The 23138-nt window shown below is 72.1% G+C and carries 16 protein-coding genes; 3 read left to right on the top strand and 13 right to left on the bottom strand.

Going from position 1 to position 23138, the window contains the following annotated elements:
- The first annotated feature begins 51 nt into the window (after positions 1-51).
- Together P8A18_RS25005 and P8A18_RS25000 are read left to right on the top strand one after the other, a co-directional pair.
- Positions 52-678 (top strand): DUF742 domain-containing protein, encoded by a 627-nt coding sequence (locus P8A18_RS25005; protein ID WP_306057834.1) that lies wholly within the window; start codon positions 52-54, stop codon positions 676-678.
- Entirely contained in the window at positions 659-1240 is a 582-nt protein-coding gene (locus tag P8A18_RS25000; RefSeq protein WP_026249631.1) for a GTP-binding protein, read from the top strand. The genes P8A18_RS25005 and P8A18_RS25000 overlap by 20 nt, the downstream gene beginning before the upstream one ends.
- A 125-nt stretch (positions 1241-1365) precedes the next feature.
- On the opposite strand, the gene P8A18_RS24995 is transcribed toward P8A18_RS25000, so the two are convergent.
- From P8A18_RS24995 to P8A18_RS24960, 8 genes are all read right to left on the bottom strand, one after another.
- Positions 1366-1572 (bottom strand): acyl-CoA carboxylase subunit epsilon, encoded by a 207-nt coding sequence (locus tag P8A18_RS24995; protein WP_018551714.1) that lies wholly within the window; start codon positions 1570-1572, stop codon positions 1366-1368.
- A 64-nt stretch (positions 1573-1636) separates the two neighbouring features.
- Positions 1637-3220, bottom strand: a complete 1584-nt coding sequence (locus P8A18_RS24990; RefSeq protein ID WP_306057830.1) for an acyl-CoA carboxylase subunit beta — start codon at positions 3218-3220, stop codon at positions 1637-1639.
- Positions 3221-3373: 153 nt separating this feature from the next.
- Complete coding sequence (locus tag P8A18_RS24985) at positions 3374-4579, bottom strand: carbohydrate ABC transporter substrate-binding protein (RefSeq protein ID WP_306057828.1); 1206 nt, start codon at positions 4577-4579, stop codon at positions 3374-3376.
- A gap of 31 nt (positions 4580-4610) precedes the next feature.
- Positions 4611-5636 carry a GlnX family signal transduction membrane protein gene (locus P8A18_RS24980; RefSeq protein WP_306057826.1) on the bottom strand — a complete coding sequence of 342 codons (1026 nt, stop codon included), beginning with the start codon at positions 5634-5636 and terminating at the stop codon, positions 4611-4613.
- On the bottom strand, positions 5633-7039 hold the full coding sequence (locus P8A18_RS24975; RefSeq protein WP_306057824.1) for a vWA domain-containing protein: 1407 nt from the start codon (positions 7037-7039) through the stop codon (positions 5633-5635). The genes P8A18_RS24980 and P8A18_RS24975 overlap by 4 nt, the downstream gene beginning before the upstream one ends.
- Positions 7040-7197: 158 nt before the next feature.
- Entirely contained in the window at positions 7198-9495 is a 2298-nt protein-coding gene (locus P8A18_RS24970; protein ID WP_306057818.1) for a serine/threonine protein kinase, read from the bottom strand.
- The gene (locus tag P8A18_RS24965) at positions 9492-10874 is read right to left on the bottom strand and encodes a S1 family peptidase (protein WP_306057815.1); all 1383 of its coding nucleotides are present in this window, start codon (positions 10872-10874) and stop codon (positions 9492-9494) included. The genes P8A18_RS24970 and P8A18_RS24965 overlap by 4 nt, the downstream gene beginning before the upstream one ends.
- Positions 10875-10972: 98 nt before the next feature.
- On the bottom strand, positions 10973-14845 hold the full coding sequence (locus tag P8A18_RS24960) for an endo-alpha-N-acetylgalactosaminidase family protein (protein ID WP_306057813.1): 3873 nt from the start codon (positions 14843-14845) through the stop codon (positions 10973-10975).
- Positions 14846-15195: 350 nt separating this feature from the next.
- Here P8A18_RS24960 and P8A18_RS24955 point away from each other — a divergent pair, with 350 nt between their 5' ends.
- Entirely contained in the window at positions 15196-16425 is a 1230-nt protein-coding gene (locus P8A18_RS24955; protein WP_306057811.1) for a glycoside hydrolase family 64 protein, read from the top strand.
- A gap of 133 nt (positions 16426-16558) precedes the next feature.
- Here the strand turns inward: P8A18_RS24955 and P8A18_RS24950 are convergent, their stop codons facing one another.
- Genes P8A18_RS24950 through P8A18_RS24930 form a run of 5 tightly spaced genes read right to left on the bottom strand, consistent with a single transcriptional unit; the run spans position 16559 to position 22926 of the window.
- On the bottom strand, positions 16559-17497 hold the full coding sequence (locus P8A18_RS24950; protein WP_306057809.1) for an ROK family protein: 939 nt from the start codon (positions 17495-17497) through the stop codon (positions 16559-16561).
- On the bottom strand, positions 17494-19203 hold the full coding sequence (locus P8A18_RS24945) for a dipeptide ABC transporter ATP-binding protein (protein WP_306057807.1): 1710 nt from the start codon (positions 19201-19203) through the stop codon (positions 17494-17496). The genes P8A18_RS24950 and P8A18_RS24945 overlap by 4 nt, the downstream gene beginning before the upstream one ends.
- Positions 19200-20102, bottom strand: a complete 903-nt coding sequence (locus tag P8A18_RS24940) for an ABC transporter permease (protein ID WP_306057805.1) — start codon at positions 20100-20102, stop codon at positions 19200-19202. The genes P8A18_RS24945 and P8A18_RS24940 overlap by 4 nt, the downstream gene beginning before the upstream one ends.
- A complete protein-coding gene (locus P8A18_RS24935; RefSeq protein WP_306057803.1) occupies positions 20099-21058 on the bottom strand; it encodes an ABC transporter permease in 960 nt (319 codons plus the stop codon). Before P8A18_RS24935 ends, P8A18_RS24940 begins: the two co-directional genes overlap by 4 nt.
- Before the next feature lie 50 nt (positions 21059-21108).
- Positions 21109-22926: a peptide ABC transporter substrate-binding protein gene (locus P8A18_RS24930; protein WP_306057801.1), complete on the bottom strand. Its 1818-nt coding sequence runs from the start codon at positions 22924-22926 to the stop codon at positions 21109-21111.
- Positions 22927-23138 lie beyond the last annotated feature (212 nt).

Genomic DNA, 23138 nt, shown 5'->3' with positions numbered 1-23138 from the left:
TTCGGTGGCGCGGACCCACTGGATTCGGGACCGGCAGGCGGAGGAGGCATCGTGGGTACACCCCCAGGCGGGCACCGGTTCGACGGTGGTCGGCACGTATCGGGTGAGCACGGGGACGATCGTTTCAACTTCCCCTCCGCACCCGGCAGACAGGGCGGTCAGCAGCCCTACCAGCCGTACCGGCAGCCGCAGCACGGCCAGGGCTCCGACTGGCCCCAGCAGGAGCCCCAGCAGCCGGGACGCCCGCGGCGTCCGCACCGGCTGGACGGTCCGCAGCAGCCTCCCCGTATCCAGCCGGTGCAGCCGCGGCGGGCTCCCGAGCCGGCTCCGGTCGCGCACAATCCGCTGGTTCGTCCGTACGCCATGACAGGTGGGCGGACCCGACCGCGCTACCAACTCGCGATTGAGGCGTTGGTCAGTACCACGGCTGATCCGTCCCGGCTGCAAGGGCAGTTGCCCGAGCACCAGCGGATCTGCCGGCTGTGCTTCGAGATCAAGTCGGTGGCCGAGATCTCGGCCCTCCTCTCGATCCCCCTCGGCGTGGCCCGGATCCTCGTAGCCGACCTGGCAGAGGCCGGACTCGTCGCTATCCACCAGCCCGGCGGCGACGAGTCCGCCGGCGGCCAGCCAGATGTGACACTGCTCGAAAGGGTGCTCAGTGGACTTCGAAAGCTCTAGCGGCGGAGCGGCCCGCTCCACTACCTCGGCGAAGATCGTGGTAGCAGGCGGGTTCGGCGTGGGTAAGACCACGTTTGTCGGTGCCGTCTCGGAGATCAATCCGCTGCGCACCGAAGCCGTGATGACGTCCGCGTCGGCGGGCATCGACGACCTGACACACACGGGGGACAAGACCACCACGACGGTGGCGATGGACTTCGGCCGCATCACGCTGGACCAGGACCTGATCCTGTACCTCTTCGGTACACCGGGCCAGGACCGCTTCTGGTTCATGTGGGACGACCTGGTACGCGGCGCCATCGGCGCCGTCGTCCTCGTCGACACCCGCAGGCTCGCCGACTGCTTCCCGGCGGTCGACTACTTCGAGAACAGCGGACTCCCGTTCGTCATCGCCCTCAACGGCTTCGACGGACACCAGCCGTACACCCCCGACGAGGTGCGCGAAGCGCTCCAGATCGGACCGGACACGCCGATCCTGACGACGGACGCGCGGCACCGGGCGGATGCGAAGAGCGCGCTGATCACACTGGTCGAGCACGCGTTGATGGCCCGCCTGCGGTAGGTGCCGCCGTACGCGCGAGGGCCCCGCACTCCTGTGAGTGCGGGGCCCTCGTGCGTGTGCCGCCCGGTCTGGCGGCCTTGCTTGTCCTCGATCTCCGGACGGGCTCGATTCGGCCCGCCCGGGGGTCAGCCCTGCCAGCTGTGGGGCGCCCGGAAGCCGGGGGTGCGCTCCAGGCGGCGCCAGCCTGCCGTGTCGCGGCCCCGGAGGGCGGGGATCTCGGCGGGCTGGGCGGCCGCGCGGGCGAGCAGGACCGCGGTGACGGCGGCCAGCTCCTCGGGGTCGGCGAGACCCTTCTCGACGCGCAGCACGGACTCGGCGGTGGCAGTGCTCATGGTGTGTCTCTCCGTCTTCTGGGCAGCTGTTCGCGGGCTCACAGGGTCGCTGCGGGGCCTCGGACTACTGCGGGGGGTTGCCGTGCTTGCGGGCCGGCAGGTCGGCGTGCTTGGAGCGGAGCATCGCGAGCGAGGCGATCAGGACCTCGCGGGTTTCGGCGGGGTCGATGACGTCGTCCACGAGTCCGCGTTCGGCTGCGTAGTACGGGTGCATCAGCTCGGTCTTGTACTCCTTGACCATGCGGGTGCGCATGGCTTCGGGGTCCTGGGCCTCGGCGATCTGGCGGCGGAAGATGACGTTGGCGGCGCCTTCGGCGCCCATGACGGCGATCTCGTTGGTGGGCCAGGCGTAGGTGAGGTCGGCGCCGATGGACTGGCTGTCCATGACGATGTAGGCGCCGCCGTAGGCCTTGCGCAGGATCAGGGAGATCCTGGGCACCGTCGCGTTGCAGTAGGCGTAGAGCAGCTTCGCGCCGTGGCGGATGATTCCACCGTGCTCCTGGTCGACGCCGGGCAGGAAGCCGGGGACGTCCAGAAGAGTGATGATGGGGATGTTGAAGGCGTCGCACATCTGTACGAAGCGTGCGGCTTTCTCGGACGCCTCGATGTCCAGCACGCCCGCCAGGGCCTGCGGCTGGTTGGCGACGATCCCGACGACCTGGCCGTCCATCCGGGCCAGCGCGCAGATGATGTTGCGGGCCCAGCGCTCGTGGATCTCCAGGTAGTCCCCGTCGTCGACGAGCTCCTCGATCACCTTGTGCATGTCGTACGGGCGGTTGCCATCGGCCGGCACGAGGTCCAGGAGGGTGTCGCCGCGCCGGTCGGCCGGGTCGTCGCTCGCCGCGGTGGGCGGGTTCTCCCGGTTGTTGGAGGGCAGCATCCCGATGAGGTAGCGGACCTCGGCGATGCAGGTCTCCTCGTCGTCGTACGCGAAGTGCGCGACGCCCGAGGTCTCCGCGTGCACATCTGCCCCGCCGAGGCCGTTCTGGGTGATCTCCTCGCCCGTGACCGCCTTGACGACGTCCGGACCGGTGATGAACATCTGCGAGGTCTCACGGACCATGAACACGAAGTCGGTGAGGGCGGGGCTGTAGGCCGCGCCGCCCGCACACGGGCCGAGCATCACGCTGATCTGCGGGATGACACCGGACGCCCTGGTGTTGCGCTGGAAGATCCCCCCGTACCCGGCGAGCGCCGAGACGCCCTCCTGGATACGGGCACCCGCGCCGTCGTTCAGCGAGACCAGCGGCGCACCGGCCGAGATCGCCATGTCCATGATCTTATGGATCTTCGTCGCGTGAGCCTCGCCCAGCGCACCGCCGAAGATCCGGAAGTCGTGCGCGTACACGAACACCGTCCGGCCATCCACCGTGCCCCACCCGGTGATCACACCATCGGTGTACGGCTTCTTCGCCTCCAGGCCGAAACCCGTCGCCCGGTGCCGGCGCAGCTGCTCGACCTCGTGGAACGAACCCGGGTCCACGAGCAGCTCGATGCGCTCGCGGGCGGTCAGCTTGCCCTTGGCGTGCTGCGCCTCGGTCGCCCGGTCACTGGGTCCGCGCCGGGCCTGCTCGCGCAGTGCCAGCAGTTCGGCCACACGGCCGCGGGTGTCGCTCGGCTCGCCCTGGGTTTCGTCCACAACGGTCATGTACCGACCCTACGAACCCGGCCAAGAAAATCCTGCCGTCGACTCCGTACAGTCTCCTGCCCGGTTTACTGGTGGAGCCTGACAGAAGCCCGGAGCCATGCAGGCGAAGTACCAGCCGGTACCCGCCATCGCTTGTGGAGGTTCCACAAAGGCTCACTGTGGTCTGCCGCACACACCCGTGAGCCGGGGGATGGTGGCGGGCTGGGCGTCCTGCACCTTCTGGATGCCTTCGAGGCGGGCGCGCACCGGCTCGTCCGGATGCGCCACGGTCAGCAGCACCGCCTCGTAGAACGCGTCCCGCACCGCCGCCGGCATGACGTCCGACGCGTCCAGGCACAGCGGCACCCCCTGGTCCGTGAGGCGGCTGCTCACCTGCTTCTCGACCTCGCCCTTGCGGGCCGGCACCGCGGAATTGGCCGAAAACACCCCGCCCTCGCGGCCCCATTCCTCCTGGGCCTTCTCGGAGGCGAGCCGCCGGATCAGCGCGCGGGCCGCGTCACCCCCGCCGAAGAGCGCGGCGAAGTCGGCCGAGACCTCGTGGCCCCGCACCCTGTACGGGCCGCCCGGCAGCAGCCCCGCCGAGTCGGTGAGGACGGCCCGGCCCTGGCGGTCCCCGTAGAAGGAGCGGGCGAAGGAGCCCTGGTGTTCGACGGTGCAGCCGCCGCCGAAGAGCAGCCCGTTCCCGCCCTCCGGGCCCCGGTGGTCGCTCTCCAGGATCGCCCGGCGCTGTGCGCGCGAGCCCTGGGAGAGCAGGCCCGCCCAGGTGGTCCAGGCGGTGACGACGTAGTCGGCGGTCCAGTCCAGGTCACCGGTCGCCCAGCGCGCGTACAGCGCCGGTCCCGCCTGCTGGAGGAGCAGGTCCTCGATCCAGTCGCTGCCGGGCCAGCCGGACGAGCCGTCGTCGCCCATGCCGGCGCACCAGGCGCTCAGCGGGGCCGGCTGGGGTGGTGGGGCCTCGCCGTCGCGGTACCAGGCGATGGACTTGAGGTCGGCCTTGAGCGGGACCCACAGGTCGTCCGCCAGCCCCTGGGCCGCGGGGCGCCACGGGGTGCCGTACTCCTTGCTGTCGTACAGGTCGCCCAGGCGGTTCAGCCGGCCCTCGGCGGCGTACTCCACGAGTTCGCCGACGCCGGGCAGGATCGCGATGTCGGGCGGGTTGCCGGCCTGGACCTCGGCGAGCAGCACCTCGCGGGTGGCGGCGGTGCCCTGGTAGGTGTACGGGATGCCGAAGCCGTCCAGGACATCCGTGAACCGGTCCTCCTGCGCGCCGGTCCAGGGGCCGAGGATCGTCACCTTCGGTTCGGCGTCGCTGCCGCCGGGGGCCGCGAGGCCGCAGCCGGCCGTCGTCAGGAGCAGCACGAGGGCGAGCAGAAGCGCCTGGGCCGGCCTGTCATCCGGCCCTCCAGTAGTAGTCGGCGTTGAGCCTGCGGCTGAGGCCCGCGACCGGCAGCAGGATGATCAGCGCGCCGCCGCCGAGCGCCCCGTAGTAGGTCCAGCTCTGCCAGCGCTCGGCCTCCAGCCGGCCGTGCAGGGCGGTGGAGGTGCGGGTGACGTAACTCTGGTCCTCCGCGAGGTCCGCGTGACGGTCGGCCCGTTGTTCGATCCGCACCAGCTCGTGGCGCGCGGTGTCCAGCCGTTCCTGGGTGCCGACGGTCGCCCACAGCGGTACGACGGCCAGGGCGAGGGCCACCAGGAGCGCCGGCAGCAGCCAGGCGTCCAGGGAGCGGCCGCAGCGGCGGCGCAGCAGCCACAGCGCGCTGAGCGTGGTCAGGGCGAGGACCAGCAGGCCCAGTTCGGCGACCGCCCAGCCGGTGGCCTGGAGGGGGCCCAGGGAGCTGATCCGGCTCATCCGCCGCATCTGGTGGTGCTGGAGGACGTCCAGGCGGGGCACGACCCCGGTGCCCGGCCGGTCGAGGAGGCGCTTGGCCTCGCTCATCTTCTGCCGCTGCATCAGGTTGTCGTCCACGTACTTGACGGTCCCGGGCGTGATGGAGCCGCTGTACGAGGTCAGCACGCCGGTGACGGTCTTCAGCACGCCCCGGCCGCGCTCCCCGTCGATCTGTACGTCGGAGAGCCGGGACAGGCCCTGGTTGGCGGCGGAGAGCTGGGCCTCGTAGCGTGCCCCGGCGCCGACGACCTCGTCGATGCCGCTGTCCACGGACGCCTGGGCCTCCTGGTGGGCGCGCAGCAGCGCCAGCTGGGTGGCGGCGACGCCCTGGACGGCGGGGGCGGCGTGGGTGCGCATCTCGCCGGCGGCGTTCTGCACCTCGCGGTAGGAGACGAGCAGCGCGGTCATCGAGACGATCCCGGCGAGCACGATGACCGCCAGGTGCAGTTCGAGCAGTCGGCGGGTGCGCGAGCCGGTCGGGCGGCGGGCCCGGAAGGCGCGCGTCCAGCGGGTGGGCCGGTCCGTCACAGATGCCTCCCGCAGTCGATGCAGTACTGGGCGCGTGGCCCCGCGATGTGGTGGCAGGCGGCGCATTTCCTGGGCCTGCCCGCGGTGTGTTCCGGCAGGTCGAGGTGGTGGCCGGACGCGGCGTGCAGCCGGCCCCTGCGCACGGTGCCGCGGTCGACGGTGGGGCCGACGCGGACCACGCCCCGGGGCCCGTCGAGGATGTCGGCGACCTTGCCGATGTCCGCCAGGGCCCAGGCGACGCCCATTTCGGTGGCCAGCCGGGCCGCGATGCCGAACTGCTGCTCGGCCACGTCGCGGCTCAGCGGGTCCAGGGCGGCGTAGCCGCGGTTGAGGGCGTTGCGCATCCGGGTGTCGGCGTTCACCGTCCGGAGCGTGCCGCCCCCGCCGTCGGAGGAGCCGGCGCCCACGGCGACACCGGGCGGCAGCCAGCGGACCAGGAGCGGTGCGATGGCGTCGCCGACCGAGACGGTGACCAGTTGCAGCAGGACGCCGAGCGGGTCGGTGCTCGCGTCGGCCCGCAGGGTGAGGAGGTAGTCGCGGGTGCCCGGCTCCCACTGGTGGGTGGGGAAGTCGAAACGGCACGGGCCCTCGGTCCCGGTCACCGGTGCGAGTACGTGCTGCCGGGGGGCGGTCTCGGCGAGCGCGACGGCGGTCACGGCCGGGCGCCCGGTGACCGTGACGGGCAGTTCGGGGCTGCGGACCCGGCGCAGCCGCCGCAGCGCGCCCGCGACGGCGGGCGCGAACCGGTCGGGCGGGCTGTCGGCCGTCCCGTGCAGGCTCTCGGTGAGGGTGATCAGCGGGGCCGGGTCCCACTCCTTGCCCAGCGCCAGCACATCGGCGCTGAACACCCCGGCGCACGCCGTGAGTTCGGCCTCCAGCGCGCTGTCGTCGCCGGCCGGCCCGTGGCCGCTGCCGTCAGTGATGAGGATCAGGTGGCGTACGGGCAGCGGGCGTTCGGCGAAGAGGGCGCGGGCGGCGGCGAGCCAGGCCCCGTAGCCCGGGGGCGGCCGGTCGTCGGGGGCCGGGGCGATCCGGCGGGCGCTGAATGCGGCGCGGCGTTTCTCGTCGGTGTCGGCCAGCGCCCACCGGCCGCGCAGCGGGTAGCAGCGGGTGGGCCCGTCGTCGTCGGTGCCGCCGAGGACGGTGAAGGACAGGCCGTCGGGCAGCGCGCGCAGGGCGGCGGAGAGGGCGGACGCCGCGTCGCGCCTGCGGGGCGCGGCGACGTCCAGGGCGATGACGACGGCCAGTTCGACGGCGGGCCGCCGGTCGCGGGGGCCGGTGCCGGTGGCCTTGACCCGGACGTGGGCGTCGATCAGGGCGTCGTGGTGCGGCTGCTGGTCGCGCCGGACGTCGACGGACACGGCGAAGGTGAGCCCGGTCGGCGGCGGGGCGGGAGCACCCATGGGACGGTCTCCGGGGGGGGTACGGCACCGGGGCGGCGCCGGGGCGGGCAAGTCTGTCGGTCGGAGGCGGGGTCGCGTCGGTCGGAGGCGGGTCCGCGCCGGTCCGGAAAGGGGCCGGAAACGGGTCGGAGGCAGGTCGGAGGCGTGCCAGAAGCGGGTCAGAAGCGGGTCTGCGGGCGGACCGCGTGGGAGAGGTCGATCAGCCGCTCGTACTCGGCCGGTCTCTGCCGCTGCCGGGCGAGCCACCGGTAGCACTGCTCCAGCTCCGCGCGCACGGCCCGTTCGCCGGGTACGGGCGGGGGCGGCAGGCCCATGCGCAGCCATCCCCGGCGCGGTGCCGGGGAGCCGGCTGCCGCGCGTACGGCGTCGAGCTTCCACTCGTACAGCTCGGTCCGCAGCAGCCAGGCCGCCTCGTCGCCGCTCACCACCGGGCCGGCGAGGGCGGTCAGCGCGGCGTCGATGTCGGCCTCGTCGGGCAGCGGCCGCTCCCCCGCAGCCAGCCGGGCCGCCCGGATGCGCAGGGCCGCGACGCGGGCGACGGTGTGGTCGCGGGACTCGTCGGGCACCAGGTCCAGGACCTCGACGGCGGCGGCCCGGTCGCCGCGTGCGAGGGCGAGCCTGGCCAGGCCGAGGGCGGCGCCCACGTGCGAGGGGTTGCGGGCGTGCACCGCGCGGAACAGTTCGTACGCGGACGGGCCGTCGGCGGGCTGCCGGGCGGGGCCGAGCTGTTCCGCGCAGTAGGCGAGCGCCAGCTTGGCCGCGTACTCGCCGGGCAGCGCCCGGTGGACGGCGGCGAAGTGGCCGTGGGCGGCCTCCAGCATCGCGTCCCGCTCCTCCCGTGCCGCGTCGGGCACCAGCACATCGGCCGCGCGCAGCGCGACCAGGCCCCAGTGCCAGTTGAGCCGCCACTGCCTGACCGGTCCGGGTCCCGGTATGGCGTCCGCCGCCTCGACCTGGGCGCGGGCTCGCGCGAGCGCGTCGTCGTCCTCCTGGCCGAGCAGCAGCCGGGCGTTGTGCAGGCAGATCTCGACCGAGCGCTCCCCCTCGGCGGGCTGGGTGAGCGGCTGGCCGGGGTCGTAGCTGCTGACCCCGAAGCGGGCGGCCTGCGGGTCGCCCGGGTAGGGCCTGGGCACCGGCAGCCTGCGGGCGATCTCGGTGGGGGTGGGCCTGCCCGGGTCGAGCGCGGGGGCCCGGGGCGTCTCGCGTCGGCTGTGCAGCGGGCGGCGCAGCCAGTGCGCGTAGTCGGGCACCGAGCCGAGGCGGGCGCCGAGCAGTTCGGTGGAGGGGGTGAAGTAGGCGGAGGGTTCGGGCTGGTCCCGCTTGCCGCGCAGGGCCCGGATCTCGCGCAGCACCCCGCGCAGCTGTCCGGCCATGTCGTCGGCGGAGCCGAAGCGCTGTTCGGGGTCCGGGGCTGTGGCGCGATCCACGACGAGCCGGAAGGAGCTGGTGCCGAGGCCCGGCACGTCGTCGCCGACGGCCCAGCCGGCGAGTTCGGCGAGGGTGGCGCCGACCGTGTGCACGTCGTGGGCGACGGTGAGGGGGCTGCCGCTGTGTGTCTCGGGGGCGGCGAACCAGGGGGTGATGACGGGCGGCGGGTCGGCGCTGCCCGCCTTGCGGACGCCGCCGAGGTCGATGACCTTGATGCCGTCGAGGTGGTGGATGACGTTGGACGGCTTCATGTCGCCGTAGAGGAAGCCCATGCCGTGCAGATGGGCGAGGGCCTCCAGGATCTGGCAGCCGTAGGTGATGACGTGCTCGATGTCGAGGGTCAAGGCGCCCTGCCGGACGGATTCGACGAGGGCGGACAGGGTGCGGTCGCCGACGTCCTCCATCACGATGTAGCCGCCGGAGACCGTGCCGTCGGGGTTGGTGGTGGAGACGAAGTCGCGGATCTGGACGATGCGTTCGTGCCGGATGGCGACGAGGCTGCGGCGCTCCTCACCGGCCTGGGCCGCGCCGCGTTCGGCGTAGCGGTTGAGGAGTCCCTTGACGGCGACGAAGTCCTCCAGGTGGGTGTCCTCGGCGAGGTAGACCCAGCCCTGGCCGCCGTGGGCGATGGGGCCCCGGATGCGGTACTGGTCCTGGAGCGGCGGCCCGTCCTTCGTCAGTTCGGGGCGGTAGGAGTAGGGCGCCCCGCACACCGGGCAGTGCCCCTCGTCGGGGGGCGGGGCGGCGGTGTACGGGGGGACGAACGCGGTGCCGCAGGCCTTGGCGGAGCAGGTCATCGCGATGCGTACCGGGCGTTCGGCGGCGGCCAGGCGCTCGGCGGGGCTGCCCGGGTCCAGCAGCGGGAGTTCGAGGAGTCCGCGGGGGCCGTGGTCCTCGGGGGCGGCGGGCAGGGACGGGAGGCCGGTGGCGGCCTGGCCGCGCCCGCAGGTGTCGCAGTAGCCGGTGGACCGCACGGCGCCTTCGCAGGGGGCGCCGGTGAAGCGGCGGTGCGGGCAGGGGATTCTCATGGGCGCCCCGCCGGGCCGGTGCGCTGGTCCGGCAGGCCGGGGCCGCCCGGTCCGGGCCGCGCGTCGAGGTCGGTGCGTAAGTCCCGTAACAGCTGTTTGAGTGCGGTCAGCTGTGCGTGGGGTTCGGGGAGTGTGCGCAGGTCGCGGAGGTGGCGGCGGCGGGTGGCCGGGGCGGTGGCGGGGCGTGGGGGTGCGGACGCCGAGTCGATCAGGCCGCTGAGCCGGGCCCACTCGCGTTCCCTGTTTTCGGCCCGGCGCAGCAGTTCCTCGGCCTGCTCGTCCAGGGCCGGTACGAGCAGCTCGCGCACGACCGGGTCGAACCACGGGCCGTCGGCGGCGCGCACGGTGATCAGGAGCCGGAAGCCGAGGGTGCGCACCCGGGCCAGAATGCGGACGAGCCCGGCCGGGTCCGGGTCCTCGTCCAGGCCGAGGACGGCGAGGACGGGTCCGGCGGCGGGCCGGCCGGCGAGTGAGCGTTCGGGTTCGTCGCCGCCCTCCAGGAGCCAGTCGCGGTAGCGGTTGCGCTGGTGGCGCGGGGGACGGAGCTGGGCGACCAGGGTCTCCACCAGCGCGGCGGGCCGGTCCCGGCCGCCGTGGTGGACGAGGTGGGCGCGGTGCAGCTGGTGGCGCAGGGTGCGGTCCCGACCGCCGCCGGACGGGACGACGCCGAAGCGCACGGACGGCTGGTCGACGCCCGCGAACCAGTGGCGCAGCCGCCGCGCGAGTCCCGGGTCCCAGCCGTCGGGGCCGCACAGTTCGGCGACCAGCGGGACGAGTGCGGCGATGCGGTCGACGGGGATCATGTAGGAGAAGGCGAGGTCGTTCTCGGTGGGCGGTGCCAGCTCCAGGTCGCCGCGCCAGCTGACGACGAGGCCGACGACCTGTTCGGGGCGGGAGTCCTCGCGGCGGGTGTGGACGGCGGCGCCGCTGAAGCCGGGGCGCACCACCTCGGCGTTGTTCCTGGCGTCCAACTGCACCCAGTCGCCGTGGAGTCCGCTGATCCGGCCGGAGAGCCACATGCCGTCGTCGAAGGTCTGCGAGTAGCCGCCGGCCCACACCTCCCGGCCGCGTTCCAGCCGCCGCCCGAGCGGGGCGGGTTCGGCCTGGGGGCGGGGGCTGTCCAGGGCGAGGACGGCGACGTCCTCACGGTCGGGTCCTTCGCGGCCCGGGAGCCAGCCGTCCGGGGCGACCCGGGCGGCGACCGGCGGGATGCCGGGGCTCTCGGCGAACTCCACCCACATCCGGGCGTCCGCCTCACCGACGACGTGGGCGCAGGTCAGTATCCGGTCCTGGGTGAGCAGCACACCGGCCCCGCACACCGGTCCCTCCGGGCCGTCGCGGCGCAACCGCAGCCGCCAGTCCGCTCTCAACTCCCCCATGGTTTCCGAGCGTACGCGTGCGTGGGCCCTCCTTCCCAGAGTCCGGGCAGACTGCGGGGGCGGGACCCGTGCGGGCCCCGCCCCCTGCCGCGGCCGGTTCAGCCGCCGCAGTGGAAGCGGGCGCTGCCCCAGTCGGCGTGGTCGTTGCCGTTTCCGTCGCCGCCGTCGCCGACGATCAGCTCGACATACGTGGCTCCGGTGACGTCGGCGGTGAGCGGCCAGGCGGCGTCGGCGGCCTTGAGGACCGGTGACTTCACCACCTCGGTGCCGTCCGCCTCGATGGAGAACCGCACGCTGCCCGCGGTCTTCTGCACGTCGTCCACGCCCACCTCCGCGGTGAACGAGGTGCACCGGCCGCCGAGGTAGTAGCGGACGGTGGCCGGGGCGTGGCTGCCGAGGCCCTTCTCGTGGACCGTGCCGCCGATGGTCAGCGGGGTGCCGTCACCGGTTCCGGTCTCGCCGTTGGACAGGTCGCGCTCGACCGGCCCCCAGCCGTTGGTGGTGGCCGTCCAGTCCAGGTCACTGGCCCAGCTGTCCGTGGTGGGCGGCGGCGGCAGGGTGCGTACGGAGGTCTGCGCGCCGAGCGTCCGCTGCCCGTCGCCGGTCGTATACGACGCCTCGGAGGCCAGGGCGTACGTGCGGTACTCGGCGTCGAGAGGCGGGGTGACCTGCCAGCTCGCGGTGGCCGTGGCGCCGGCCGCGACCGAGCCGAAGGTGACGGAGCCCGCGGGCTCGGCCTGCCAGCCGTCGGGGAGGGTCAGCTTCACCGAGACGCCGGTGGCGGCGGTGGACTCGTAGTTGGTGAAGCTCGCCTTCACGGTGTTGGCGGTGCCCGGTTCCAGGGTCTCGGCGGCGGCCGTCACCGCGAGCGTGGAGCAGGCGGCCCGCTCGTCGGCGGGCGCCCTGCCGAGGTCGGTCACGGTGAAGCCGTCGAGGACGAAGTCGGCACCCTCGGGGGCGTCGCCGCGCTTGCGCAGACCGGTCCAGGTGTCGCCGCAGCCCGCCGTGACGGTCTCGGCGAAGTGGCCGGTGGTGTGCTGGGCGCCGATGGCGGTGGTCCGGGTCTCGACGGACGCGGGCTTGCCGTCGCCGGTGATCCGGTCGTAGCCGTCGACCCACTCGTAGGCCCCGGCGTGGCTGGACTGGTAGTCGTACTCGACCCGGTAGCGGTGGCCGTCCGTCATCGGGACGGTCCAGGGGGCGGTGCGGTAGACGAGCCCGGTGTTCTCCTCGTGGGCCTTCAGCGACTCCTTGCCGTCGAGCACGTCGTCGACGAGCTTCCCGTTCCAGCCGGCCTGGGTGTACGGGGCGTGCAGCTGGGAGATGACGGTGCGGGGGTCGGTGGAGCCGCCCGCGTCGCCCTTGAGGAAGGGGCCCCAGCCCTGGGCGACGTCCTCGAAGTCCTCGTGGACGACGGTGTTCTTCTTCGTGGCCGGTGCGTTGGCGACGATGCGTACGTCGTCGGCGCGGACACTCGCCGTGCTGCCCTTCGCGGCCTCGATGCGCAAGCTGGTGCGGCCATGGGCGGGGGCGGTGAAGTTGACCTCGGCGCGCTGGAAGTACGTGCCGTGCCAGTCGGAAGCGGCGACGTAGTCCTTGGCCGTGGAGTGGTCCACGGCGACGGACTTCCCGCCGGCCGAGAGGGTGGTGTGCCTGCTCTTTCCGGGTTCGACCTCGATGAGGGCGGACGCGGTGTAGCGGGCGCCGGGCTTCAGTCCGTCGATGCGCTGGGAGAGCGCGGCGGTCGCGGTGCCCGAGAGCTTCGCGCTGTTGCGGCCCCGGTCGTCGGTGTCGCGGACGGCGGTGCCGGTCTTCGACCAGTCGCCGAGCCGGTCGTCGTTGAAGCCGGGGTCGGCGACGAGGGTGTCCTCGCCCCACTTGGCGTCCGCGGCCCGGGGGGCCTGGTCCGGGTAGAGGACGTACGGCTGTCCGGCCTCGGCCTTCAGCGTGATCCTCCCGTCGACCGGGCGGACCGTGCCGGTCCTGACGCGGCCGTTGTCGGTGAGCGCGTAGACGGTGTACGTGCCCTTCGACGGCACAGCCCAGCTGCTCGTACCGCCGTCCTGGCTGTAGTGGTACAGCTTCTTGCCGTCGTCCCACGGGAGCAGGTAGTCGGTGCCGCTGAGCACCTTGCGGCCGTGGTCGTAGAAGGTGCGCCTGCCGTCCTCGACCGTGCCGCTGACCCCGCCGGTCAGGGTGATGTCGTTGCCGTCCCAGCGGGTGATCTGCTGCTGCTGGAGGTACTTGGCGGGCAGATTGCGCTGCCAGATGTTGTCGTAGAAGGTGTTCCAGTCGGTCTCGCCGGTCCACCCCTCGAACTCGTCGATGGCGCTCTGGCCGAGGACCGGGTCGTTGTTCCAGACGTCCTTCTCGCCGTTGCGGATGAACCGGATGATCTTCGAGTTGAGGCCCTTGTTGGTGGCGCCGCCGTAGTCGAGGTCATTGGCCCAGTGCGACCAGAGCGAGGCCCGCTCGAATTTGTCGGCCCACTCGCTGGAGACGTTCCAGCCCTGCTTCTGGAGGGCCTGGACGGTCTTGTCCGCGATCCAGCCGTGCGTGTAGTAGACGTCGATGTACAGCATGGAGAGGTTGGAGCCGGTCTCGTCGCGCAGCTGCTGGAAGCGCTCGGCGAGGTCGCCGCTGTTGATGTCGCGGCGCTGGTCGATGTAGTAGCTCTGGCCCAGCCAGTTCCAGCCCGGCTTCGTCTTGTCGACAAGCTGTTCGTCGAACGCCTTCGCCTCCGGGTACGCCTCCGTGGCGTTGACGTGGACGCCGAAGGTGGCGCCCCACTTCTTGCCGTCCTTCAGGAGGGCGTTGAGGTCCTTCAGCCCGCCGGCGCGCTTGTTGTAGTCGCCGCCGTAGTCGGGGTGGGCGGAGTCGTGGCCCTCGGAGGCGTACCCCTTGAGCAGGGCGAGCTGGCCGAGGCCGTCCGTGGACAGCGAGATCCGCTTGACGTCGTCCAGGGTGCGCAGGAAGGGGTGGGTGGCCTGGCTGGCGAAGTTGAACGGGATGTGCGTGATCACCCGGTCCGCGGTGTCCTCGCTGCCCGGCGCGACCACGCCGATGGAGCGGAACGCGACGGCCCCGTCCTGCCAGTCGACGGCCTTGTCGCCGTTGGCGTCGGGGGTGACGACGACCTTCGCCCAGGGCAGGTTGTCGCCGCTCTCCGGCTTGGGCGCCCCCTCGCCCCGGTAGGTCCACTGCCCCGACCAGACGGCGACCCGGGTGGAGCCGTCGTCCTCCTTGCGGGCCTGGTGCCAGAAGCGGGCGTCGTCGCCGTCGGTGGCGCCGGAGGGCTTGTCGTACGAGGAGTTGGACTCCACGGCGGCGGCCAGCGACCCGGTGTTGAGGATCGCGTAGGTGGCCCCGGAGGGCGCGGAGTCGGCCGGGGTGTCCTTCGTGACGTCCGCGAAGACGTCGGCGGTCTTCGTGGAGTCGGTGTCCAGCCGGGTGAAGGCGGTCGCGGCCCCGGCGTCGGTGCTGGCGACGGAGACCAGGTCGTGGCCGGGTATGTCGATCGTGGAGACCCGGAAGGCGGCGGTGTCGCGGACGGCGGTCACCTTGAAGGTGGTCGCGCGCCCGGAGACGGAGAGCGTGGCGTCGATCTCGACGCCCGGCAGGTCGGTGAAGGCCAGCGTGTAGCGGGCGGCCGACCCGGTGGTCCTCAAAGCGCCCTTGAGCCGGACGGGGTGCGCGGTGCCGTTCAGGGTGACGGCGGTGACCGGCCGGGTGGAGCCGGTCAGCCGCTTGCCGGAGGCGCGGTCGGTGTACGTGAGGACGCGCGGGAAGTCGGCGGCGACGGCGACGGCGAGCTGGTGGGAGGAGATGACGGGGCTGCCCGCGGGGACGGCGCTGCCGGCCGCGGCGGGTACGGGGGTGGCGGCGACGGCGGGGAGCGCGGTCCCCACCAGGGCCAGGACGGCGGCTGCGGCGGCGGCTGCTGCGCCCACCGGCGTACTTCTTGGTGACATGTGCATTGCGTAGTCGTCGGCTCCGCGCACCGTCAACGACGTACGGCCCCGACGGCTTCTCCAGTCCAACAACCGCCCTCCGTTAGTCCAAGTGGGGCGGAGACGGGCGATCCCGGACACCGCGTTCAGTTCCTGATCACACGTCATCCCGGATGCTCGGCACAGGGCCGCCAAGTGGCCCCGACCAGCGTCGAGTTGTGAAGAGTTCTTCTTTTTGAGAGCGCTCTCAGTCACAAGTCTTGACGCCTGCGCCGCTCCTCGCGAAAGTGGTGCCACCGCGGACGACCTCGTTCCACCTCCCCGCACGGTCCACTCGTCCGCGCCCCCCCACGTACCCCCGGAGTCGCCTCATGATTTCGCGCCGGAAGTTCCTCACGGGCGGCGCCGCCGCCACCGCGACCGCGCTCACCTACCCCCTGTGGGGCAGCGCCCTGAGCCCGGCGGCGTCGGCGTCCGCGGCCACCTGCGAACTGGCCCTGGAGAACCGCTCGCTGCCCGGCCGCGTCAACGCCTACGTCACGGGCCACGAGCAGGGCACCGACCGCTGGGTCCTGCTGCGCGCCGACGGCAGCGTCTACTCCCCGGACTCCCCCGCCGAGCCGCAGACCCCGCTCCCGGTGGACTGCGCCATCCCGCTGAACGCGGCCGGCGGCGCGCCCGTCGTGCTGACGCTCCCCCAGATGTACGGCGCCCGGGTCTACTTCGTGCGCGACGACACCCTGGACTTCTACGTCAACCCGGGCCCGGCCCTGGTCGAGCCGGCCTTCGCCACGTCCACGGACCCGAACTACGGGCGCACCTGGTCGTTCTGCGAGTTCACCTTCAACCCGCAGCAGCTGTACGCCAACATCAGCTACGTCGACCTGGTGACGGCCCTGCCGATCGGCCTGACCCTGGAGGGCGACTCCACGCACACCGTGGCCCCGCTCCCGGACGGTGCCGTGCAGCGCATCGCCGACGGCCTCATCGCCCAGGCGGCGGCCGACGGCCAGCCCTGGGACCAGCTGGTGACGCGCGGCTCGGACGGCAACGTGCTGCGGGTCGTCTCGCCGCAGAACCTGATGGCGCCGTACTTCGACCGCCCGGACGAGATGCCGTTCCGCGACCTGTTCACCGCGCAGATCGACGAGGTCTGGGAGAAGTACCGCTCCGAGGACCTGCGCATCGACCTCCAGGGCGGGCGCGGTGTCCTCGCCGGCCGGGTCAGTGGCGACACCCTGACGTTCGACGGCGGGCACACCTTCTCCAAGCCCGTCTCGAAGGACATCTTCACCTGCAACCACGGGCCCTTCACCAACAACCCGGCGGACAACGACGACAAGAAGGCGCTGCTCGCCCGGATCGCGGCCGGCTTCAACCGGTCGATCATGCTCAGCCACCCGGACCAGCCGAACGGCACCTCGGTGGCCGACTACTACCAGGGCGCGGTGACCAACCACTGGTCGCGGATCGTCCACGCCAACAGCCCGATCGGGTACGCCTTCCCGTACGACGACGTACGCCCGGACGGTGAGCCGGACGTCTCGGGCGCCGCGAACGACGGCAACCCGCGGCGGTTCACGGTGAGCGTCGGTTCCTGACCTCACCCACAAGACAGGGAGGACCCCCGTCCGGGCGGGACGGGGGTCCTTCCTCTGTGTCCGGGGGCCCTAGGACCTGTCTTCACACTGCCGTCTGCCGGGCGACGACGGCAGTGTGAAGACAGGCCCGGGGTCAGGCCGGGGCACCCACCGCGAGTTCACGCCGTGCGCGGGCGGCGGCGCCGACCGGTACGGCGTCGGAGCCGAGGCCCGACCTGACCAGCCGGACGGGGTGCCCGCTGACCGGCGGTTCGGCGGCCAGCGAGGCGAGGACGACCGGGCTCAGCAGCGGCCAGGCGCGGCTGACCCCGCCGCCCACGACGACCGTGGTGATGTCGACGACGCCCGCCGTCATCACGATCGCCCGTGCGATGCCGTCTCCGGCGGCCCGAAACACCGCGAGGGCGTCCTCGTCACCGCGCTCCGCCGCCTGTGCGACCTCCCGGGCGGTCAGCCGCCGGCCGGTGCGCTCCGCGTAGCGGGCGCCGATGGAGCGGCCGGAGGCCAGGGTCTCCAGATGGCCGCGTCCGCCGCAGGAGCAGAGCAGGTCGCCGAAGCCGGGGATGTGCCCGATCTCGCCGGCCGCGCCGTGCGGTCCCGTGAACAGCGCGCCGCCGCTCCACAGCGCGCCGCCGACGCCGGTGCCGAGGGTGATCCCGAGGACGTCTCGCTCGTCCCGGACCGCGCCGCCCGACGTCTCCCCGTACAGGAAGGCGTTGACGTCGTTGTCCAGGAAGGCCGGGACCCCGAGCGCCTCCTCCAGGGCCTCCGTCACCCCGAATCCGGCCCAGCCGGTGAAGGAGTCGCTGGCCACCAGGATGCGCCCGGTGGCGGAGTCCACCACCCCTGCGGCGCCGACCCCGCACCCGGTGAGCCGGCCGGGGGTGTGCTCCAGGAGCGGGGCCAGGACGTCCAGGGCCGCGCGGATCATGGCCCGGCCGCCCCGGTCCGCCGGGGTCGCCGTCTCGGCCCGGTCCAGGACGTTCAGGTCGTCGTCGCACAGCACCACCTGCGTGGTGGTGCCGCCGATGTCGACGCCCGCGAAGAGCCTGCGGTCGTACGCGTCGTTCATGCCTGGGCCTCCGTCCGGCCGGCCGTGAGGGCGGCCAGGCGCTCGGCCCTGCGGCCGCGCTGGACCACCGGGTCCGGCACCGGTACGGCGGCCAGCAGGCCGCGGGTGTAGTCGGTCTCCGGGTGCAGGAGGGTCTGCCCGGTGGGGCCCTGCTCCTGGATGCGGCCGCCCCGCAGCACCACGACGCGCTGCGCGAAGTGCTGGACGACGGCCAGGTCGTGGGAGACGAAGAGGCAGGCGAAGCCCAGCTCGTCCTGGAGCTCGGAGATCACTTCGAGCACGGCCTGCTGCACGCTGACGTCCAGCGCGCTGGTGGGTTCGTCGGCGACCAGCAGCCGGGGCTCCAGGACCAGCGCGCGGGCCAGGCTGACCCGCTGGCGCTGGCCGCCGGACAGCTCCCGGGGGGCCCGGTCGGCGAGTTCGCGCGGCAGCCGGACGCGGTCGAGGATGGCGGCGACCTTGCTCCGGCGGTCCTTGGCGCTCAGGCCCCGGCGGTGGACCCTGAGCGGTTCGGCGACGCACTCGCCGACCGTCATCCGGGCGTCGAGCGAGGCGACCGGGTCCTGGAGGACCACGCCGATTCCGGCCCGCAGGGCCCGGCGGGCCCGGGACCTGGCGCGCCCGAGGTCGGTGCCGAACAGCGAGACGGTGCCGGAGGTCGGCGCGATCAGGCCGAGCGCGACCCTGGACGCGGTGGACTTGCCGGAGCCCGACTCGCCCACCAGCCCCAGGGTCTGGCCCGCGTGCACGGCGAGGGAGACGCCGTCCAGGGCCCGCACGGCGTTCTTGCCGCGGCCGAAGACCACGGAGACGTCGCGGAGTTCGGCGACCGGCTCGGTGCCGGGGGCCGCGTCGGTGGCGGACGGGGCCGTCTTGTCCGCCTCGGCCACCGACAGCCGGGGCACGGCGGCCAGCAGCCGGCGGGTGTACTCGTGCGACGGGCGCAGGAGCACGTCCTCGACCGGTCCGGTCTCCACGATCTCGCCGCGGTACATCACGGCGACCCGGTCGGCGAAGTCGGCGACGACGCCCATGTTGTGGGTGACCAGCAGGACCCCGGTGCCGGTCTCGGCGGCGAGCCGGCGCAGCAGGTCGAGGATCTCGGCCTGGACCGTGACGTCGAGCGCGGTGGTCGGCTCGTCGGCGATGAGCAGGGCGGGGTTGTTGGCGATGGCCATGGCGATGACGACGCGCTGGCGCTGTCCGCCGGAGAGCTGGAAGGGGTAGGCGGTGGCCCGCCGCTCCGGCTCGGGGATGCCGACCCTGCGCAGGAGCGCGACGGCCTCGGCGGCTGCCTCCTTGGCGGAGATCTCGCGGTGGTTGCGGATGACCTCGGCGATCTGCCGGCCGACGCGGGTCAGCGGGTCGAGCGCGGTGGCCGGTTCCTGGAAGACCATGGAGGCGGTCCGGCCGCGCAGCGCGGCGAGGTCGCTCTCGCGGGCGCCGACGACCTGGGTGCCGGCGATGACGGCGCTGCCGGTGGCTCGGGCGTTGCCGGTGAGCAGGCCCATCGCGGCGAGCGCGATGGTGGACTTGCCGGAGCCCGACTCGCCGACGAGGGCGAGCGTCTCGCCGGGTTCGACGTGGAGGGAGACGCCCCGGACGGCCGGCACCTCTCCGCTCTCGGTGGTGAAGACGACGCCGAGGTCGTCGAGTTCGAGAATCGGCCCGGCCTGCGGTGCGGCGGGGCTCTGGGTGACGGTCATCCGCGTCCCCTCACGTCGAATGCGTCGCGGAGCCCGTCCCCGATCGCGTTGAACGCCCACACCACCAGGATGATGGCCAGGCCGGGCGGAATGATGAGCCACCAGTAGCCGGAGTAGGCGGCGGTGAGACCGGCGGAGAGCATGCCGCCCCAGTCGGTGGACGGCGGCTGGACGCCCAGGCCCAGGTAGGAGACGTAGGCGACGAGCAGGATGGCGTCGGCGATCTGGAAGGTGGCGGCGACGATGATGGTCGAGACCGAGTTCGGCAGGATGTGCCGGATGATCGCCCGGCCGTGTGTGCCGCCGATGGCCCGGAGCGTCAGCACGTAGTCGCGGTTCTTCAGGCTCAGCGTCTCGGCCCTGATCAGCCGGGACGGCACCAGCCAGGAGACGAAGCCCAGGATGACGACCAGGCCGGTCAGGTCCGGGGTGGTGATGGCCGAGACCACGAGCAGGATGAAGAGGGCGGGGATGGCGATGCCCGCGTCCACGACCCGCATCATGACCGCGTCGACCCAGCCGCCCGCGTAGCCGGCGACGGCGCCCCAGAGGGTGCCGATGACGGTGGCCAGGACGCCTGCGGCGAGGCCGACGATCAGCGACACCTTGCCGCCGTACATGAGCCGGCCCAGCACGTCGTGGCCGACCGCGTCGGTGCCCAGCCAGTGCGAGCCGCCGGGGGCGAGGTTGACCTGGTCCAGCAGCGTGTGGGTCTGGTCGGTGGAGTACACCAGCGGACCGGCGAAGCAGAACAGGAAGAAGAAGACGACGACGCCGAGTCCGACGACGGCGAGCTTGTTGCGGCCAAAGCGCCGGACGGCGAGGCGGGTGCCGGATGCCGTGACGGGGGCGGCGGTGGCCTTGCCGGGCACCTGGCCCGGCTGGATGACGGCGCTCATGCCCGGCCTGCCTTCACTCGGGGGTCGATGAACCGCTGGACGATGTCGGCGAGGAGCGTGCCGGTCACGGTGGCGATGGCGATGACGAGCACGCAGCCCAGGAGCACCGGGTAGTCGGAGGACTGCGCGGCGGTCCAGAAGAGCAGGCCCATGCCGGGGTAGTTGAAGAGCTGTTCGACCACCAGGGCGCCGCCGAACAGCACCGGCACGTAGTAGCCGAGCATGGCGACCACGGGCGTCAGCGAGTTGCGGAACACATGCCGCCACAGGATGGCGCCGGAGCGGGAGCCGCCGGCCCGCGCGGTCCTGACGTAGTCCTCGGAGAGGTTCTCCAGGGTGGCCGCCCGCATGTAGCGGCTGAACACCGCGATCATCGAGGCGGCGCCCGCGACCACCGGCAGCACCAGCGCCTGCGGTTCGGAGAAGACCTGGGCGAGCGTGTCGCCCTGGGGCGCCTGGGAGGGGAACCACGGCAGCGCCTGGCTGAACACCAGCACCAGGATCAGCCCGAGGAAGTAGACGGGCGTGGAGTAGGCGATGAAGCTCAGCGTGGTGATGACGTAGTCCGCCGGCTTGTTGCGCCGCATGGCCTGCCACATGCCCAGCGGGATCGCCAGCACCAGGCCGACGACGGCCGACAGGACGGTGAGGAGCAGTGTCTTCGGCAGCCGTTCGGTGATGAGCTGGGAGACCGGCTCGTTGAGGGTGTACGAGGTCCCGAGGTCACCGTGGAGCAGCTGGTTCAGGTAGTAGAAGTACTGCACGGGCAGCGGCTTGTCGAGGCCCTGTTCGTGGTTGAAGGCCGTGATCTGCTGTGCGGTGGCCTGCGGGCCGAGGATCCCGCGTGCGGGACCCCCGGGCAGGGCGTGCAGCAGACCGAAGACCACGATCGTCACGATGACGATCACCACGACGGCCTGGAGGACCCGCCTGAGGAGGTACGAGGAAGTGCTCATGTGTTATCCGGTCGCTTCGGCTCAGTGGTGCGCGTGGTCGGCGAGCCGGCTCACTTCTTGGTCCACTTCCACATGGCGGGGTGGAAGTTGGCGAGCGAGTCCTGGGCGAAGCCGCCGAGGCCGCTCTTGACCACGGAGACCTGGTAGTCGGGCTCCGGCAGCCAGATGACCGGGAGGTCCTTGGCCAGGGCCTCGCTGTACTCCTGCATGGCGGCGTCGGAGGAGTCCGTGGTGGTCTTGCTGATCAGCTTGTCGGCGGCCGGGTTGGAGTAGCTGCCGAAGTTGGAGCCGCCGCCGGTCGCGAAGAGCGCGTCACCGCTCGGGTAGGCGGGGAAGTACCAGCTGCCCGCGCTGCCGAAGAAGGACAGCTGCCACTTGCAGCCGGCGTCGCCGGCCTCGCACTGACCGGCCTGCGAGAGCACGGAGTTGACCGGTGCGGTCTTGATGCCGAAGCCGATGCCGGACTTGGCGAAGGAGGACTGGAGCGCGCTCATCAGGTTGTCGGTCACGGTCGAGCCGGACTGGGACAGCACCTGCATCTGGAACTTCGTGCCCTTGTCCACCCCGGCACCGCACTGGTCGTCGCCGCTGCCCGCGTCGGTGCAGACCATGGTGCCGTTCTGCTCGGTCCAGCCGTGGTCGGTGAGCAGCTTCTTCGCCTTGGCGGTGGAGAAGGGGTACGGGTTGTCCTTCTGCGCCGGGGAGATGAAGGAGGAGGTCTGGCCCTGCGGGACGGGCCCGTAGGTGGGGACGGCGGTGCCGTTGTAGATCACCTTGGACAGGGTCGCCTGGTCCACCGACATCTGGATCGCCTGGCGGGCGTAGAGCTGCTTGAAGACAGGGCCCATGGTGGGGTTGTTGAAGTTGTAGGGCATGTAGGTGATCGCCCAGCCGGCCCACGGCTTGAGGGTGTAGCCCTTGGCGGTGAAGGACGCTTCCTGGCTGAGGTTGGTGGCGTTGATGTAGCCGTAGTCGACCGTGCCGGCCCGCAGCGCGTTCTCCTCGGCGTCCGTGGTGGTGAACGGGAGCAGGTTCACGGTCTTGATGTTGGCCTTGCCGCCGCCGTCGTACTTGGCGTTGGCCAGCAGCTGCACCTTGCCGGCGGTGGAGAAGGACTTGATGGTGTACGGGCCGCTGACCGTCTTCCAGAGCGGGTCGGTGGCGTAGCCGGAGATCTTCTTGGCGGCCGTGTTGAGGTACGTCCAGACCTTCTTGGCGCCCGCCGGGGTGAGGTCGAGGTCCGACACCTCGCCCGCGTCGCTGGTCTTGTCCCAGACGTGCTGCGGCATCGGGCGGATCATGCTCAGCTCGTTGGCGAGCATCCACTGCGTGTTGTACGCCTTGTCGAAGGTGATCGTGAAGTGGGTGTCGTCCACGATCTTCAGCGCGGTCCAGTTGTCCGGCGCCTTACCCGGGCTGTAGCTGGCCCAGTCCTCCTTGTTGGCCTTGACCAGGTTGAACCAGAACTGCACGTCGCGCGAGGTGATCTGCTCGCCGTCGCTCCAGTGCCGGTCGCCGAGCGTGATCGTGACGCTCTTGCTGTCCTTGGCGAAGTCGGCGGCGGTGGCCAGCGAGTTGTCCTTGTTCCAGCCGACCTTGCCGGTGGAGCCGTCGTAGGCGATCAGCGGTTCCCAGAGGGACTGGGATATCGAGGAGTTGTTGGTGTTCAGGTGGGCGGCGGTGCCGACCGGGAGGATCCAGTTCGGCGTGAAGTTCGCCGGCAGCGCGTAGTTGATGCTGTCCGACGAGCCGGAGCCGGACGAGGTCGTACCCCCGCCGGAGCAGCCGGACAGCAGTACGGCCGCGGTGGTGGCGGCGCCCGCGGCGAGGGCCCAGCGACGGTTCTTCACCGTGCGGGTAAGGATCATGACACTCCTCGGATTGAAAGGGCCCGCAGCCGCTCGGGGGGTCGGCGCTGCGTTCACGACAGCTAACGCCGCAGTTGCCGAAGAAACAAACAAGAATTAGTAACAAGTAAGTTACTGCACATTCGACGAAAGTCCCGCTGCCCCTTTTCTCCCGACCTCTTGGGGCAGATTGGGTGGATATAAGGGATTTTGCGGGTGACGCACTTCCTTCA

Source organism: Streptomyces sp. Mut1, from assembly GCF_030719295.1.
GTDB classification, from domain to species: domain Bacteria; phylum Actinomycetota; class Actinomycetes; order Streptomycetales; family Streptomycetaceae; genus Streptomyces; species Streptomyces castrisilvae.
The sequence above is the reverse complement of the archived record's forward strand: the minus strand, read 5'-3'. Positions and strand labels throughout refer to the sequence as shown.

Coding starts and splice junctions, on each gene's coding strand:
- P8A18_RS24960 (WP_306057813.1), bottom strand. CDS start 14,845: ATGTCACCAAGAAGTACGCCGGTGGGCGCAGCAGCCGCCGCCGCAGCC.
- P8A18_RS24950 (WP_306057809.1), bottom strand. CDS start 17,497: ATGAACGACGCGTACGACCGCAGGCTCTTCGCGGGCGTCGACATCGGC.
- P8A18_RS24970 (WP_306057818.1), bottom strand. CDS start 9,495: ATGAGAATCCCCTGCCCGCACCGCCGCTTCACCGGCGCCCCCTGCGAA.
- P8A18_RS24990 (WP_306057830.1), bottom strand. CDS start 3,220: ATGACCGTTGTGGACGAAACCCAGGGCGAGCCGAGCGACACCCGCGGC.
- P8A18_RS24995 (WP_018551714.1), bottom strand. CDS start 1,572: ATGAGCACTGCCACCGCCGAGTCCGTGCTGCGCGTCGAGAAGGGTCTC.
- P8A18_RS24955 (WP_306057811.1), top strand. CDS start 15,196: ATGATTTCGCGCCGGAAGTTCCTCACGGGCGGCGCCGCCGCCACCGCG.
- P8A18_RS24940 (WP_306057805.1), bottom strand. CDS start 20,102: ATGAGCGCCGTCATCCAGCCGGGCCAGGTGCCCGGCAAGGCCACCGCC.
- P8A18_RS24975 (WP_306057824.1), bottom strand. CDS start 7,039: ATGGGTGCTCCCGCCCCGCCGCCGACCGGGCTCACCTTCGCCGTGTCC.
- P8A18_RS24935 (WP_306057803.1), bottom strand. CDS start 21,058: ATGAGCACTTCCTCGTACCTCCTCAGGCGGGTCCTCCAGGCCGTCGTG.
- P8A18_RS24965 (WP_306057815.1), bottom strand. CDS start 10,874: ATGGGGGAGTTGAGAGCGGACTGGCGGCTGCGGTTGCGCCGCGACGGC.
- P8A18_RS24945 (WP_306057807.1), bottom strand. CDS start 19,203: ATGACCGTCACCCAGAGCCCCGCCGCACCGCAGGCCGGGCCGATTCTC.
- P8A18_RS24930 (WP_306057801.1), bottom strand. CDS start 22,926: ATGATCCTTACCCGCACGGTGAAGAACCGTCGCTGGGCCCTCGCCGCG.